The following is a 14,096-nucleotide window of genomic DNA, read 5'->3' on the forward strand; positions in this document are numbered from 1 at the left end:
GGCCGGCATGATGCGCGCCGTGATCTATCACAACCCCGCCTGCGGCACGTCGCGCAACACGCTGGCGCTGGTCCGGCACGCCGGCATCGAGCCGCAGGTGATCGACTACCTGCGCGAGCCGCCCACGCGCGAACGCCTGCGCGAATTGATCGCCGGCGCCGGACTGTCCGTGCGCGACGCGCTGCGCCGCAAGGGCACGCCGTGGCTGGAGATGGGGCTCGATGACCCTTCGCTGGACGATGAGGCCCTGCTCGACGCGATGCTCGCAGAACCGGTGCTGATCAACCGCCCGTTCGTGGACACCGACCGCGGCATCCGGCTGTGCCGGCCCTCGGAGACGGTGCTCGACCTGTTGCCGCCGGTGGCCCGCCCCTTCACCAAGGAGGACGGCGAGGTGGTGATCGACGCGCAGGGGCAACGCGTGCGTTGAACGACGTCGCGCCCCTGCCGCAGACCGCGTCGCCGCCGCCGGGCTCCGCTCGCGACGTGTTCCGGACCTTCCTGCGCCTGGGCCTGACCTCGTTCGGCGGCCCGGTCGCGCACATCGGCTACCTGCGGCGCGAATGCGTGGGCCGGCGCGGGTGGCTGGACGATGCGCGCTTCGCCCAGCTCGTCGCGGTGTGCCAGTTCCTGCCGGGACCGGCCAGCAGCCAGCTCGGATTCGCGCTCGGGCTGGTCCGTGCCGGCTGGCGGGGTGCGCTGGCGGCGTTCGTCGCGTTCACCCTGCCCTCGGCGCTGCTGCTGTTCGCGTTCGCGACCCTGCTGCCGCGGCTGGCCGGACAGGCCTGGCTGCCGACGGCGCTCCATGGTCTGAAGCTGGTCGCGGTGGCGGTGGTCGCGCACGGGCTCATCGGCATGGCGCGGCGGCTGACGCCGGACGCGCCACGGATCGCGATCGGTCTGGGCGCGGCGGCGCTGGTGGTGCTCACCGGCAACGCCTGGTCGCAGCTGGCCGCGATCGCGCTTGGCGGAATCGCCGGATGGCTCGCATGCCGCGGCGAGGCGGCAGTCCCGTCGCCGCCCCTGCCGCTGCCACACCGCAGGCGGATGGGAGCATGGCTGCTCGCCGCCTGGCTCGCGCTGCTCGCGGTCGCGCTGTTGGTGCCCGCGCTGGGCGTGGACGGCACCGCCGGTGTCGCCGCCGCGTTCTACCGCGCCGGCGCGCTGGTGTTCGGCGGCGGGCACGTCGTGCTGCCGCTGCTGCAGGACGCGGTGGTGACGCCGGGCTGGGTCGATGCCGACACCTTCCTCGCCGGCTACGGCGCCGCGCAGGCGGTGCCGGGGCCGATGTTCACCCTCGCCGCATTCCTCGGCGCGCAGAGTCCGTCGGCGCTCGCACCCGGCCTGGTCGCGAGCCTCGCGGTGCTGGCGATCTTCCTGCCGGGCCTGCTCCTGCTGGCCGCGGTGCTCCCGTTCCAAGCGGCGTTGTCGCAACATCCGGCCGCCGCGCGCACCATGGCCGGCATCAATGCCGCGGTGGTCGGCCTGCTCGCCGCGGCCTTCATCGATCCGGTCCTGCGCGAAGGGATCCGCGGCCCGGTCGACCTGATGGTGGCCGCAGTGGCGCTGGCGCTTCTGGCCAGCGGCAGGGTGCCGGTGCTGGTGGTGGTCGCCGGCTGCGTGACGGCGGCGCTCGCGGCGCCCGCCGCCGCGTGAGGCGCAGCGATCAACCGAGCAGGTACAGCGCGCCCAGCGGATGATGCGTCCGCGCGATGAAATACACCTGCGCGAATACCAGCAGCGCCGCGGCATAGCACGCCGCCCGAATGCCGCCGGTGCGCCCGCGCCGGAACGCGAACACGCCCAGCACGACGTACAGCACGATCAGCACCAGCTTCATCGCCAGCCAGCCGTTGGCGTACAGGGCGCCGGGCAGGATGGTCAGCAGCATCAGCGCCGCGGTGAGCAGCGCGGTGTCGACGATGTAGCTGAGGTAGCGCACCGGCGCCGCATCGGGCCAGCGCATGCCGGCGAGCAGCATCATCCCGCGCAGCGCGAACAGGCCGCCGCTGAGCAGGGCCAGGCCGATATGGGCGTGCTTGATCTGGGGGTAGTACTCGATCATTCGACGGTCCCTTGTGACGCGGAAGGCGATTGTCGCCTGTCCCGCGGATTGCCGGAGCACTGCCGGGCGCGGCCGCGGTCGCAGCCTCATCCAGGCTTGCCATCGACGCGCGGCGCCAGGTAGATGCGCCCGATCCGAAAAACCCACGGCGACAGCGCCACAAGCCAGGCGATCGCGGACAGCGCCTGCCATGCCAACGGATCCGGGACCAATTCGGCAGCGACCCGCATCACCGCGGCCACCTGGATGCCGACGAACGCCCACCAGGCCAGTCCGTACATCCGCAGAGGCCGCCCCGAGTGCCCCTGCGTCACCCGGCTCACCATCGCCACCAGCACGCTGCCGAACAGACCGATGAACAGGGCGTGCGCCGGCGCGCGCCCAAGCAAGAACGCGCCCGTCACCAGGTACAGCAGGCTCTGCAGCGAGAACAGCGCGAACGTCACCGGCCACCAGGCCAGCCCCACGAACAGCACCTGCAGCAGGCCCGGTGCGCGTCCGCGCGGCCACCAACGCCACAGCGCCAACAGCGACAGCGCCAGCATCGGCGCGTCCGCCAGCCACAGCCAGGCGTATGCGTGCAGCAGTTCCAGGGCCAGGTGCGCCATCGCCAGGGTCCACACGGCCGCGAGGAGCCACATCGGCCGCCACGCCACATAGCCCGGGACCGCATTGCCGGCGAAGAACGGGAACATCCGGTGGGCGACCGTCAGATACACCGGCAGCAGCAGGCCGAAGGTGCCCAGCTTGATCGCCACCATCGCCCACCACGGCGAACCGGTGAGCAGGAAGGCGCCGAAGCAGAGCACGCCCAGCAGGCCCAGCCCCATCGCGGCCAGGCATGACCGTGCATGCCAGGTGCGCCCACGCTCGGCCAGCACCAGCCGCGCCAGGATCGACGTGCCGCTCAGCCATCCGGCCAGGGTCATGAGCAACCCCGCCACCAGTGCCGCCTCCAGCCCCAGCGCGCCCAGCAGCATCGCGGCCTGGCCGCCGAACATGCCCACGCCGACCGGCACATAGCGCCAGCGCGGCACCTCCGGCAGTGCCATCCAGCGCGGGAAGACGGTCAGCAGGAAGCCTAAGAAGAAGCTCGGCAGCACCTGGTACTGCATCACGAAGGCGTGCAGCCAGCCCGGAACCGTGGCGGCCTGCGGCACCTGCAGCAGGCCGGGCCAGCGCTGCGCCGCCAGCCACGCCGCCCACCAGGCCATCGCCAGGAGCAGGTTGCCGGCGCCGATGAAGAACATCAGACGGTGCGGCGCGGCCGCTAGCAGGCCGGGAGATGGAAGTGCGGGCGTGGTGGTCGTGCTGTTCATGGCGCCATCTTCGATCGCACTCGCGCCGCGGGCGATGACATGGATCAAGCGGGATCGCGCCCGTCGCCGTGGCTGTGCCGGCCGCGCCGCTGCATCGGCCTGGGGAGGTCAGTCACCTCGCAGGAGTGCGGCTGCAGCGCGCCATCGCGATCGACCACCAGCCGCACCCGCCGCTGGCCGTGATAGAAGCTGGCGCGGTACAGGCCGGCGTCGACGCCCGTCCCCCGTTCGCACAGCACGGCGATGCGATGCGTGTCCATCAGGCGCCGGAAGGCTTCGGGCGCGAGGCCGAGGCCGCGCGCCACCAGGGCCGCGTCGATCTCGACCTCGGGGGCGTCCGCCACGGCGATGGGAATGGTCCGGAGCGTCATCCTGGTGTCCGTTTGCGGGCGCGCGCGGCGCCGTCCCCGATGCGGGAGCGCCGTCCGTCCCTGCTCAGGCCGCCGCCTCGGCCGCGTCGACCGTCGCCGGCGCGGGCACCGCAAGGCGCGGCGCGATCCACAGCCGCAGCATGAACCACGCCAGCGCCAGCGCGCCCACGCTGAAGATCGTGTCGCCCGGCACGCGCAGCCACACCAGCAGGTCGATCAGCGGCTGCTGCATGAACTCGGCCGAACGCGCGTACCAGTAGCCGTGCGTCAGCGCCGCGCGCAGCTGCAGGATGCCGATCGGCAGCAGGGTCAGCAGCGCCATCCCGGCCAGGCCGATGTTGAAGGCCCAGAACGAGAGCTTCAGCGCGCCCTCGTTCCACTGCGCCTCCGGCCTGATCCCGCGCAGGCAGAACAGCATCAGCCCCACGCCGAGCATCCCGTACACGCCGAACAGCGCGGTATGTCCGTGCAGCGGCGTCAGGTTCAGGCCCTGCATGTAGTACAGCGGCAGCGGCGGATTGATCAGGAAGCCGAACAGCCCCGCGCCGACCAGGTTCCAGAACGCCACGGCGATGAAGAACATGATCGGCCAGCGGTACCTGGCCATCCAGGGCGTGGCCTTGCCCAGCTTGTAGCTCTGGTAGGCCTCGAAGCCGACGTAGGCCAGTGGCACCACCTCCAGCGCCGAGAAGCTCGCGCCCAGCGCGATCACCGCCGTGGGCGTGCCGGTGAAGTACAGGTGGTGCAGGGTGCCGAGCACGCCGCCGGCGAGGAACACGATGGTGGCGAACAGCACCGCGATGGTCGCGGACTTCACCTGCAGCAGCCCCAGCCGGGTGAACAGGAAGGCGATCACCGCCACCGCGAACACCTCGAAGAAGCCCTCCACCCACAGGTGCACCACCCACCAGCGCCAGTACTCGACCATCGACAGGTGGGTGTGCTCGCCCCACATCAGCCCGGCCGCGTAGAAGATGCCGATCGCCACCACCGACAGGAACAGCAGGCTGACGATCGACTTCGATTCGCCGCCGCCACGGATCGCCGGCCACAGCGCGCGGCCGACCAGGGTGAGCCACAGGATCAGCCCGACGAACAGGAACCACTGCCAGAAACGGCCGATGTCTACGTATTCCCAGCCCTGGTGGCCGAACCAGAAGTTGTGCGCCAGCCCCAGTTTCTGCATCACCGCGAACCACTGGCCGGCGAAAGATCCCACCACGATCACCAGCAGGCAGGTCCAGAGCACGTTCACGCCCAGCCGCTGGAACCGTGGCTCGTGCCCGGAGATCGCCGGCCCGATGTACAGGCCCATGCCCAGCCACGCGGTGGCGATCCACAGCACCGCCAGCTGCGTGTGCCAGGTGCGGGTGAGCGAGTACGGAAGGATGTCCGCCAGCGCGAAGCCGTAGGCTTCCTGGCCCTCGACCTGGTAGTGCGCGGTGGTCGCGCCGAGCAGGATCTGCACCAGGAACAGCGCCATCACCACCCAGAAGTACTTCGCGGTGGCGCGCATCGACGGCGTGATCGTGATGTTCGCCAGCGGGTCGGACGCCGGCAGCACCGGCGCCATCTCGTCGCCGTGGCTGACCGCGTAGTGCCAGCCGAGCAGGCCGACGCCCGCGATCAGGAACAGCACGCTGAACACCGTCCACAGCAGCGCGCTGGGCGGCGGCGTGTTGCCGACCAGCGCGTCGGCGGGCCAGTTCGCGGTATAGCTGATCGCCTGGTCCGGGCGCTCGGTCACCTGCGACCAGGCGACCCACCAGAAGAACGCGGTGAGCGATTCGCGATGCGCCGGGTCGGCGACCGTGTCGTTGCGCATCGCGTAGGCCTCGCGCAGCGGGGCGGTCTCGGGCGCGTTGCCGAACAGGCTGGTGTAGTGCGCGGCCACCGCGGCGATGGCTGCGGCGCGGTCGGCACCGATGGTGATCGTGCCGGCTCCGGCGTTCCACGTGTTGGGCCGCAGCAGTGCCTGCACGCGCGCGGCGTAGGCCGCCTGCGTGGGCGCATCGAGCGCGCGATAGCCGTCGAGGCCATGTTCGCGCGCCGCCCATCCGTCCAGGATCGCCTCGGCCTCGCGATGCATCCAGTCCGCGCCCCAGTCCGGGGCGACGTAGGCGCCGTGGCCCCAGATCGAACCCAGCTGCTGGCCGCCGATCGACTGCCAGACCTGGCGGCCGCGTTCGATGTCCGCGCGGGTGAACACCACGGCACCGTCGGTGGTGACCACGCGCTCGGGCATCGGCGGCGCCTGCCGGTGCACCTCGCTGCCCACCCACAGCAGCACGGCGAAGGAGGCCACCAGCAGCAGCGCCAGGCCGGTCCAGAGCTTGCGTGTCGAATCCATGTCGCGGGTCTCGTCGGGAGTCCGCGGCATCGTCACGTGGCGCCGTCGCCGGCACCTTGACATGGGTCAAGCGGGGTCGGGACTCACCCGCGCAGCACGTGGTGCGCCAGCGCGTCGAGCGCCGCGGGCTGCAGGATCTCCATGTCGCGACGCTCCACCCGCAGCACGCCCTCGTCCTGCAGCCGGCGCAGCACCCGGCTGACGGTTTCCGGCGCCAGGCGCAGGTAGTTGGCGATGTCGGTGCGGGCCATGGTCAGGCGCATGCGCGTGGCCGAGAAGCCGCGCTCGGCGAAGCGCCGCGACAGCAGCACCAGGAACGCCGCCAGGCGCTCGTCGGCGCTGAAGTTCCCCGCCAGCAGCGAGGCCTTGCCGATGTCCTGGCTGAGCAGGTTGAACAGGTGCCGCTGCAGCCCGGGCATGCGGCCGGCCAGCGTGGCCATCATCGGGAACGAGAACCGGCACAGCATCACCGTGTCCAGCGCCACCGCGTTGCAGGGATAGCGCGAGGTGGCGATGGCGTTGAGCCCGATCACCTCGCCCGGCAGGAAGAAGCCCAGCACCTGCTCGCGACCGCTGGCATCGGTGACATAGGTCTTGACCGTGCCCGCGCGGACGGCGGCGATGGCGTTGAACGGGTCGCCCTCGCGGAAGATGTGGTCGCCTTCGCGGAACGGGCCGACGTGCTCGACCAGCACGTGCAGGTCGCGCAGCTGGCCCTTGTCGTAGCCTTCGGCCAGGCACGCGGCCGAGAAGGCGCAGGTGCTGCAGAAGTGGAATTCGTCGCCGTCGTCCGCGATCGGCGTGCCCGACACCACCTTCAGTTCATGATCTCGCACGCGCACCGCCCCGTTGCCAGTCAGATGGTCCGGGAATAGCGCGCTCCTTCACCCTGGTTCCCGAGATACCGGTCGAAACACATGGCGATGATACGCAACAGGGCCCGCCCGCGGGGCGTGGCGCGGATTCGCCCCGGCGGACACTGCACGAGGCCGTCGTCCTGCAGCGGCCGCAGCGCGGCCAGCGCGTCGCTGAAGTACTCTCCGAAGCGGATGCCGTAGGCCCTCTCCACCTTGCGCGTGTCGATCTCGCCCTGGCACATGAGCTGCTGGATGAGGTCGGCGCGAAGCACGTCGTCGCGGCCCAGCACCAGGCCGCGCCAGATCGGCAGCCGGCCCTGGTCGAGCGCGATCTCCCACCCCGCCAGGTCGCGGTGGTTCTGGGTGAAGCTGTCGCCGACGTGGCTGATCGCGCTGACGCCGAAGCCGACAAGGTCGGTCTGGGCGTGGGTGGTGTAGCCCATGAAGTTGCGATGCAGGCTGCCCTCGCGCTGGGCACGCGCCAGCTCGTCGCCCGGCAGGGCGAAGTGGTCCATGCCGATGTAGTCGTAGCCGGCCTCGCCCAGCCGCTCGACCGCGAGTTCCAGCAGGGCCAGCTTGGCCTCCGGGTCCGGCAGGTCCTCGTCGCGGATCTGCCGCTGGGCCTTGAACAGGCGCGGCATGTGCGCATAGCCGTAGATCGCCAGCCGGTCCGGGCGTGCGGCGATCACGGTGTCCAGGGTGCGTCCGAAGCCTTCCAGCGTCTGCCTGGGCAGGCCGTAGATCAGGTCGACGTTGACCGAGCGCATGCCGAACCGCCGGCAGGCGTCGATGATCGCGAGCGTCTCGTCCACGCCCTGTTCGCGGTTGATCGCCTGCTGGACCGCCGGGTCGAAGTCCTGCACCCCGAGGCTGGTGCGGTTGAAGCCGATTGCCGAGAGCAGCCCGATGTCATCGGGGGTGACGAAGCGCGGATCGAGTTCGATCGAAATGTCGCGGTCGAGCGCGCCGCTGAAGCTGAAATGGCGCGCAAGGCTGCCCACCAGTTCGCCAAGCAGGCGGGGCGACAGGAAGTTGGGGGTGCCGCCGCCCAGGTGCAGCTGCACCACCTCGCGGTCGCGGTCGAACAGCGGCGCGACCAGGGCGATCTCGCGCTGCAGGCGGTCGAGGTAGATCCGGCCCTTCGCCTCGTCCCGGGTGATGATCCGGTTGCAGCCGCAGTAGAAGCACGGGCTCTGGCAGTACGGGATGTGCACGTACAGCGAGAGCTGTCGCGGGATGGGGTCGTCGTTGCTGCGCCGGGCGATGTCGCGGAAGTCCTCCTCGCCGAACCCTTCCGCGAAATGCGGCGCGGTCGGATAGGAGGTGTAGCGCGGCCCGGGCCGGTCGTAGCGCCGCAGCAGCTCGGCGTCGAAGCGCCAGTTGCGCAGCGGCTGCACGGTGGGGGTGGTCGTCGTCTGCATGGCGGGAAGTATCGGAGGGGTGCTGCCGGCCGGCCTTGACCCGGATCAAGGCCGGCGATGCGGGCGGGAGGACGCACCCTTGCACGCGGGCCGCGGAACCGCGTTGATCTGGATCAACGACGCCCTGGGGGCATCCGCCTAACCTGCGCGGCATCCGGAAGGCGGGGCAGGTCCATGCAGCAGGCGGCAACGACGTACAACGACAAGGTGGTGCGGCAGTTCGCGGTGATGACCGTGGTCTGGGGCATCGTCGGCATGCTGGTGGGCGTGGTGATCGCCGCCCAGCTGTACTGGCCCGACCTCACCCACGGCATCGAATGGCTCGGCTACGGCCGGCTGCGGCCGCTGCACACCAATGCGGTGATCTTCGCCTTCGGCGGCTGCGCGCTGATGGCCACCAGCCTGCACGTGGTGCAGCGCACCTGCCACGTGCGCCTGCTGTCGGACCGGCTGGCGGCCTTCGTGTTCTGGGGCTGGCAGGCGGTGATCGTGGCCGCCGCCGTCACCCTGCCGCTGGGCTGGACCCAGGGCAAGGAGTACGCGGAACTCGAATGGCCGATCGACATCCTGATCGCGGTGGTCTGGGTGGCCTACGCGGTGCTGTTCCTGGGCACGATCGCGGTGCGCAGGGTGCGCCACATCTACGTCGCCAACTGGTTCTACGCCTCGTTCATCATCGCGGTGGCGCTGCTCCACATCGTCAACAACATCTCGATGCCGGTCGCCGCGGGCAAGTCGTACAGCATCTACACCGGCGCGGTCGACGCCATGGTGCAGTGGTGGTATGGCCACAACGCCGTCGGCTTCTTCCTGACCGCCGGCTTCCTGGGGATGATGTACTACTTCGTGCCCAAGCAGGCCGGGCGCCCGGTGTATTCGTACCGGCTGTCGATCGTGCACTTCTGGGCGCTGATCGCGGTGTACATGTGGGCCGGTCCGCACCACCTGCAGTACACCGCCCTGCCCGACTGGGCGCAGTCGCTGGGCATGGTGTTCTCGCTGATCCTGCTCGCGCCCAGCTGGGGCGGCGCGATCAACGGCATCATGACCCTGTCGGGCGTGTGGCACAAACTGCGCACCGACCCGATCCTGAAGTTCCTCATCGTCGCGATCAGCTTCTACATGATCGCCACGTTCGAGGGGCCGATGATGTCGATCAAGACGGTCAATTCGCTTTCCCACTACACCGACTGGACCGTCGGCCACGTGCACGCCGGCGCGCTCGGCTGGGTGGCGATGATCTCGATCGGCTCGATCTACGCGCTGCTGCCGCGGCTGCTGGGCCTGCGCGAGATGTATTCGACGAAGTGGATCGACCTGCATTTCTGGCTGCACACCATCGGCGTGGTGCTGTACATCGCCTCGATGTGGATCGCCGGGGTGATGCAGGGCCTGATGTGGCGCGCCACCAACGACGACGGCACGCTCACCTACAGCTTCGTCGAGGCCCTCAACGCGACCTACCCCTACTACCTGGTGCGCCTGCTCGGCGGCGTGGTGGTGCTGTCGGGCATGTTCCTGATGGCCTTCAACGTGTGGAAGACCTACCGCGCCGGCCAGGCGGTGGCGGCCGACCAGCCGGTGCTGGAACCCGATCCCTCACAGAGCCTGGCGCCGCTGGCGCAGGCGCGCGCAGGAGCGCAGGCATGAGCGAACACAACGCCCACGAGAAGGTCGAGAAGAACATCGGCCTGATGGCGGTGCTGATCGCGGTGGTGGTCTCGTTCGGCGGCCTGGCGGAGATCGTGCCGCTGATGTACCAGGCCGAGGCGATCGAGCCGCTGCCCGGGGTCGAGCCCTACCCGCCGCTTGAGCTGGCCGGCCGCGACGTCTACGTGCGCGAGGGCTGCTACAACTGCCACTCGCAGATGGTGCGCACCCTGCGCTTCGAGACCGAGCGCTACGGCCACTACTCGCTGGCCGGCGAATCGGTGTACGACCGGCCGTTCCAGTGGGGTTCCAAGCGCACCGGGCCGGACCTGGCCCGGGTCGGCGGCCGCTATTCGGACGACTGGCACCGCGTGCACCTGCTCAATCCGCGCGACGTGGTGCCCGAATCGAACATGCCCGCCTATCCGTGGCTGGCCGCACGCACCGTCGATCGCGACCAGGTGACGCGCAGCATGCGCGCGCTGCAGCGCATCGGCGATCCCTACAGCGACGAGCAGATCGACGGCGCCGCGGAGGCGCTCGCCGGCAAGACCGAACTCGACGCCGTCGTGGCCTACCTGCAGGGCCTCGGCCGCCACGCACCGAAAGCCGGAGAAACCCCATGATCTCGGGAATCGTCACCGCCATCCTGCTGCTGTGCTTCCTGGGTGGCTGGATCTGGGCCTGGAGTCCGCGCCGCAAGCGCGATTTCGAGGACGCCGCCCGCCTGCCGCTGGACGACGACCAGGAGCCGACGCGATGAGCACCGGCTGGTCGTGGTACGTCATCGCCCTGGTGGTGCTCAACATCGCCGGCTGCGCCTGGCTGCTGTGGTGGACCGCGCGCCGCCGGCCCGGCGACCCGAAGCCGGAGGACACCAGCCACGTCTGGGACGGCGACATCACCGAGTACAACAAGCCGCTGCCGAAGTGGTGGATCAACCTGTTCTACATCACCATCGTCTTCAGCATCGGCTACCTGGTCTGGTATCCGGGCTTCGGCAACTTCGCCGGCGCCAGCGGCTGGACCTCCGCCGGCGCCCACGACGCCGAAAAGGCGCGCCGCGACCGCCAGCTGGAGGAAACCTTCGGGGTCTACGCCAACCAGCCGCTGCCGCAGCTGGCGGGCGATCCGCAGGCGATGGCATTGGGTCGCTCGATCTTCGCCAACACCTGCGCCGCCTGCCACGGCTCGTCCGCGCAGGGCGCGCCCGGCTATCCGAACCTCACCGACGCCACCTGGAACTGGGGCGGCGATCCCGAGCGCATCCTGCAGACCGTGCTCGACGGCCGCGAGGGCGTGATGCCGCCGCTGGGCACGGTGCTCGAAGGCATGGGCGGCGACGTCGCCATCACCCAGGCCGCGGCCTACGTGCGCGCGCTGCGCTCCGAGGACATCGAGGCCACGCTGCGCAACGACTACATGGCCGCGCGCGGCAAGAAGTACTTCGACGGCCTGTGCGTGGCCTGCCACGGCCCCGACGGTCGCGGCAACACGGAGCTGGGCGCGCCGGACCTGACCGTGCGCAACACGCTGTACCCCAACACCCTCGAGAGCATCCGCACCACCATCATCGAAGGCCGCCACGGGGTGATGCCCGCCCACCGCGCCCTGCTGGGCGAAACTCGCGCCCGGCTGGTGGCCGCGTACGTGTGGTCGCTGTCGAACGCCCCCGCCGGCGCGCCACCGGAACGGCAGTGACCGACTTCACCCAGCCACGCTTCGACCATCCACCGCGTCCGCTGGCGCAGCGGATCGGCGCGATCGCGTGGCCGAGCTTCTTCACCGCCGGGGTGTGCACGATGGTGTTCTTCGCCTTCGTCGACCCGATCGCGCTGCGCGACCTCACCTTCCCCGGCCTGCCGGTCACGCGCGAGCTCGGCTACACGCTGGGCTTCTTCGTGTTCTGGCTGGCGACGGCGGCCTCGAGCCTGTTCACCTGGATCCTGCTGCGCCCGGCGAGCCGCTTCAACCGCCCGCTGCCGCCGGAGTGACGCGATGAGCCGGGACATCCCCATCGACGTCGTCGACCCGGGCGGCGGTTCGCTGTACGTCAAGGAGCGCAAGGTCTACCCGCGCGACGTGAGCGGACGCTTCGACCGCCTGCGCGTGGCCGCGGTCGCCTGGCTGCTGGGGATGTTCTACCTGTTCCCGTGGCTGCGCTGGGACGGCCGCCAGGCGGTGCTGTTCGACCTGCCGGCGCGCAAGTTCCACGTCTTCGGCCTGACGTTCTGGCCGCAGGACTTCCTGTTCCTGGCCCTGCTGCTGATCATCGCCGCGCTGGCGCTGTTCTTCTTCACTGCTCTGGCCGGACGCCTGTTCTGCGGCTACGCCTGCCCGCAGACGGTGTGGACGGAGGTGTTCCTGTGGATGGAGCGCTGGACCGAGGGCGACCGGCCGAAGCGGATCAAGCTCGACGCCGGGCCGTGGACGCGCGAGAAGCTGCTGCGCAAGGGCGCCAAGCACGCGCTGTGGATGGTGTTCGCGTTGTGGACCGGCTTCACCTTCGTCGGCTTCTTCACCCCGATCACCGACCTCGGCGCGCGCCTGGCCACCCTGTCGTGGGGCGGATGGGAAACGTTCTGGGTGCTGTTCTACGCCCTCGCCACCTGGGGCAACGCCGGCTTCCTGCGCGAGCAGGTGTGCAAGTACATGTGCCCGTATGCGCGCTTCCAGAGCGCGATGTTCGACCGCAACACCCTGATCATCGCCTACGACCCGCTGCGCGGCGAGCCGCGCGGCCCGCGCAAGCGCGGCCTGGCCAGCGTGCTCGAGCGCGCCCGCGGCCTGCTCGACCAGGCCACCGCGTACGACTACGTGTTCCGCGCCGGCCGGCATCCCTCCGCCGCCACCCAGGCCGCGCACGCCAAGGGCACGATCACCTGGGACGGCGACCTGGGCGAGGTGCAGCCGCTGCCGAAGTTCGCCTTCGAGCAGCTGGGCGACTGCATCGACTGCACCATCTGCGTCCAGGTCTGCCCCACCGGCATCGACATCCGCAACGGCCTGCAGTACGAGTGCATCGCCTGCGGCGCCTGCATCGACGCCTGCGACGCGGTGATGGACAAGATGGGCTACCCGCGCGGGCTGATCCGCTATTCGACGCAGAATGCGATCGACGGCCGGCCGACGCGCGTGCTGCGGCCGCGGATCGTGGTCTACGGGCTGCTGCTGGCGGGCTTCATGGTCGCCTGGGCGGTGGGCGTGGGTACCCGCGCCGACCTGATCGTCGAGGCGCTGCGCGACCGCAACGCGCTGTATCGCGAGACCGCCGACGGCGCGGTGGAGAACGGCTACACCCTGAAGCTGGTGAACAAGGCCGATGCCGACCGGCGCTTCCGCATCGCGCTCGAGGACGCGCCGGGCCTGCAACTGCGCGACAATGCCGGTCTCGTGCAGGCGCCCGCGGGCGCCGTGGTGTCGATCCCGGTGACGGTGGTCGCACCCGGTGGCGCGAGCGGGCGCCGCGCGATCCGTTTCGTGGTCGAGAGCGAGGACGGCGCCGCCCGCGAAGTGGTCGACAGCAGTTTCTTCGGACCGATGTAGATGGACGCACCACGACACAGGCCGTTCTGGAAGATGCCGATCATGTGGCTGGTGATCGGGCTGCCGCTGGCGTCGGTGGTCGCCGGCATCGCGCTGGTGACGATCGCCACCCGCAGCGGCGGCGCCGACGTGGTGCGCGACGACGTGCGCCGGGTGTCGCAGATCCAGACCGCCGACATCGGCCCAGATGCGCGGGCCCGCAGCCTCGGGCTGAGCGCGGTGCTGCGCACGGACGACGGCGTGCTCGAGGTCATCCCCGCCACCGGCGAGTACGCGCGCACCGCGCCGCTGCGCCTGCTGCTGCAGCATCCCAGCCGCGAGGCGGACGACATCGAACTCGACCTCGCGCCCAGCACGACCGGCTGGCGGGCCGAGCGGACGCTCGACGCCAGTCACGACTGGGTGGTCCAGCTCGCGCCCGGCGACGGCGCCTGGCGCCTGCACGGGCGCCTGCCCCGCCAGCAGCACGCGACGCGCCTGGCGCCGTCGCTGGCGCAGTAGCGGCCCGCCGTGCGCG

At 70.5% G+C, this 14,096-nt stretch carries 15 protein-coding genes; 9 read left to right on the forward strand and 6 right to left on the reverse strand.

Annotation, left to right across the window (positions count from 1 at the left end):
* Positions 1 to 10: 10 nt before the first annotated feature.
* A complete protein-coding gene (gene arsC / locus QFW80_RS02400) occupies positions 11 to 430 on the forward strand; it encodes an arsenate reductase (glutaredoxin) (protein ID WP_280599922.1) in 420 nt (139 codons plus the stop codon).
* Positions 431 to 486: 56 nt separating this feature from the next.
* Positions 487 to 1,656 carry a chromate efflux transporter gene (gene chrA / locus QFW80_RS02405; RefSeq protein WP_280599496.1) on the forward strand — a complete coding sequence of 390 codons (1,170 nt, stop codon included), beginning with the start codon at positions 487 to 489 and terminating at the stop codon, positions 1,654 to 1,656.
* 10 nt (positions 1,657 to 1,666) lie between these two features.
* Here the strand turns inward: chrA and QFW80_RS02410 are convergent, their stop codons facing one another.
* The 6 genes from QFW80_RS02410 to hemN all read right to left on the reverse strand — a co-directional run bounded on the left by QFW80_RS02410 (position 1,667) and on the right by hemN (position 8,383).
* Positions 1,667 to 2,065 carry a SirB2 family protein gene (locus QFW80_RS02410; protein WP_280599497.1) on the reverse strand — a complete coding sequence of 133 codons (399 nt, stop codon included), beginning with the start codon at positions 2,063 to 2,065 and terminating at the stop codon, positions 1,667 to 1,669.
* An 86-nt stretch (positions 2,066 to 2,151) separates the two neighbouring features.
* Complete coding sequence (locus QFW80_RS02415) at positions 2,152 to 3,384, reverse strand: NnrS family protein (RefSeq protein ID WP_280599499.1); 1,233 nt, start codon at positions 3,382 to 3,384, stop codon at positions 2,152 to 2,154.
* Positions 3,385 to 3,428: 44 nt separating this feature from the next.
* Positions 3,429 to 3,755 (reverse strand): DUF6522 family protein, encoded by a 327-nt coding sequence (locus QFW80_RS02420; RefSeq protein ID WP_280599500.1) that lies wholly within the window; start codon positions 3,753 to 3,755, stop codon positions 3,429 to 3,431.
* A gap of 64 nt (positions 3,756 to 3,819) precedes the next feature.
* Positions 3,820 to 6,105, reverse strand: coding sequence for a nitric-oxide reductase large subunit (locus QFW80_RS02425; protein WP_280599502.1), 2,286 nt, complete (start codon positions 6,103 to 6,105; stop codon positions 3,820 to 3,822).
* A gap of 83 nt (positions 6,106 to 6,188) precedes the next feature.
* Complete coding sequence (locus tag QFW80_RS02430) at positions 6,189 to 6,941, reverse strand: cyclic nucleotide-binding domain-containing protein (RefSeq protein ID WP_280599503.1); 753 nt, start codon at positions 6,939 to 6,941, stop codon at positions 6,189 to 6,191.
* A 20-nt stretch (positions 6,942 to 6,961) separates the two neighbouring features.
* On the reverse strand, positions 6,962 to 8,383 hold the full coding sequence (gene hemN, locus QFW80_RS02435; RefSeq protein ID WP_280599504.1) for an oxygen-independent coproporphyrinogen III oxidase: 1,422 nt from the start codon (positions 8,381 to 8,383) through the stop codon (positions 6,962 to 6,964).
* 174 nt (positions 8,384 to 8,557) lie between these two features.
* On the opposite strand from hemN, the gene ccoN reads away from it, so the two are divergent.
* From ccoN to QFW80_RS02470, 7 genes are read left to right on the forward strand one after another with little or no spacing between them, the layout of a single operon-like run.
* Positions 8,558 to 10,033: a cytochrome-c oxidase, cbb3-type subunit I gene (gene ccoN / locus QFW80_RS02440; RefSeq protein WP_280599505.1), complete on the forward strand. Its 1,476-nt coding sequence runs from the start codon at positions 8,558 to 8,560 to the stop codon at positions 10,031 to 10,033.
* Positions 10,030 to 10,659: a cytochrome-c oxidase, cbb3-type subunit II gene (ccoO, locus tag QFW80_RS02445; protein ID WP_280599507.1), complete on the forward strand. Its 630-nt coding sequence runs from the start codon at positions 10,030 to 10,032 to the stop codon at positions 10,657 to 10,659. Before ccoN ends, ccoO begins: the two co-directional genes overlap by 4 nt.
* Positions 10,656 to 10,796, forward strand: a complete 141-nt coding sequence (locus QFW80_RS02450; protein ID WP_280599509.1) for a cbb3-type cytochrome oxidase subunit 3 — start codon at positions 10,656 to 10,658, stop codon at positions 10,794 to 10,796. Before ccoO ends, QFW80_RS02450 begins: the two co-directional genes overlap by 4 nt.
* Positions 10,793 to 11,734: a cytochrome-c oxidase, cbb3-type subunit III gene (ccoP, locus tag QFW80_RS02455; RefSeq protein ID WP_280599510.1), complete on the forward strand. Its 942-nt coding sequence runs from the start codon at positions 10,793 to 10,795 to the stop codon at positions 11,732 to 11,734. Before QFW80_RS02450 ends, ccoP begins: the two co-directional genes overlap by 4 nt.
* Positions 11,731 to 12,027: a hypothetical protein gene (locus tag QFW80_RS02460; RefSeq protein WP_280599511.1), complete on the forward strand. Its 297-nt coding sequence runs from the start codon at positions 11,731 to 11,733 to the stop codon at positions 12,025 to 12,027. The genes ccoP and QFW80_RS02460 overlap by 4 nt, the downstream gene beginning before the upstream one ends.
* Before the next feature lie 4 nt (positions 12,028 to 12,031).
* Positions 12,032 to 13,579 carry a 4Fe-4S dicluster domain-containing protein gene (locus tag QFW80_RS02465; protein WP_280599513.1) on the forward strand — a complete coding sequence of 516 codons (1,548 nt, stop codon included), beginning with the start codon at positions 12,032 to 12,034 and terminating at the stop codon, positions 13,577 to 13,579.
* Positions 13,580 to 14,080 carry a FixH family protein gene (locus QFW80_RS02470; protein ID WP_280599515.1) on the forward strand — a complete coding sequence of 167 codons (501 nt, stop codon included), beginning with the start codon at positions 13,580 to 13,582 and terminating at the stop codon, positions 14,078 to 14,080. It abuts the gene before it with no gap.
* Positions 14,081 to 14,096: the final 16 nt, after the last annotated feature.

It is taken from the genome of Luteimonas rhizosphaericola (genome assembly GCF_029888045.1).
GTDB lineage: Bacteria > Pseudomonadota > Gammaproteobacteria > Xanthomonadales > Xanthomonadaceae > Luteimonas > Luteimonas rhizosphaericola.

Coding starts and splice junctions, on each gene's coding strand:
- ccoN (WP_280599505.1), top strand. CDS start 8,558: ATGCAGCAGGCGGCAACGACGTACAACGACAAGGTGGTGCGGCAGTTC.
- QFW80_RS02420 (WP_280599500.1), bottom strand. CDS start 3,755: ATGACGCTCCGGACCATTCCCATCGCCGTGGCGGACGCCCCCGAGGTC.
- ccoP (WP_280599510.1), top strand. CDS start 10,793: ATGAGCACCGGCTGGTCGTGGTACGTCATCGCCCTGGTGGTGCTCAAC.
- QFW80_RS02410 (WP_280599497.1), bottom strand. CDS start 2,065: ATGATCGAGTACTACCCCCAGATCAAGCACGCCCATATCGGCCTGGCC.
- QFW80_RS02450 (WP_280599509.1), top strand. CDS start 10,656: ATGATCTCGGGAATCGTCACCGCCATCCTGCTGCTGTGCTTCCTGGGT.
- QFW80_RS02425 (WP_280599502.1), bottom strand. CDS start 6,105: ATGGATTCGACACGCAAGCTCTGGACCGGCCTGGCGCTGCTGCTGGTG.
- ccoO (WP_280599507.1), top strand. CDS start 10,030: ATGAGCGAACACAACGCCCACGAGAAGGTCGAGAAGAACATCGGCCTG.
- arsC (WP_280599922.1), top strand. CDS start 11: ATGCGCGCCGTGATCTATCACAACCCCGCCTGCGGCACGTCGCGCAAC.
- hemN (WP_280599504.1), bottom strand. CDS start 8,383: ATGCAGACGACGACCACCCCCACCGTGCAGCCGCTGCGCAACTGGCGC.
- QFW80_RS02470 (WP_280599515.1), top strand. CDS start 13,580: ATGGACGCACCACGACACAGGCCGTTCTGGAAGATGCCGATCATGTGG.
- QFW80_RS02415 (WP_280599499.1), bottom strand. CDS start 3,384: ATGAACAGCACGACCACCACGCCCGCACTTCCATCTCCCGGCCTGCTA.
- QFW80_RS02465 (WP_280599513.1), top strand. CDS start 12,032: ATGAGCCGGGACATCCCCATCGACGTCGTCGACCCGGGCGGCGGTTCG.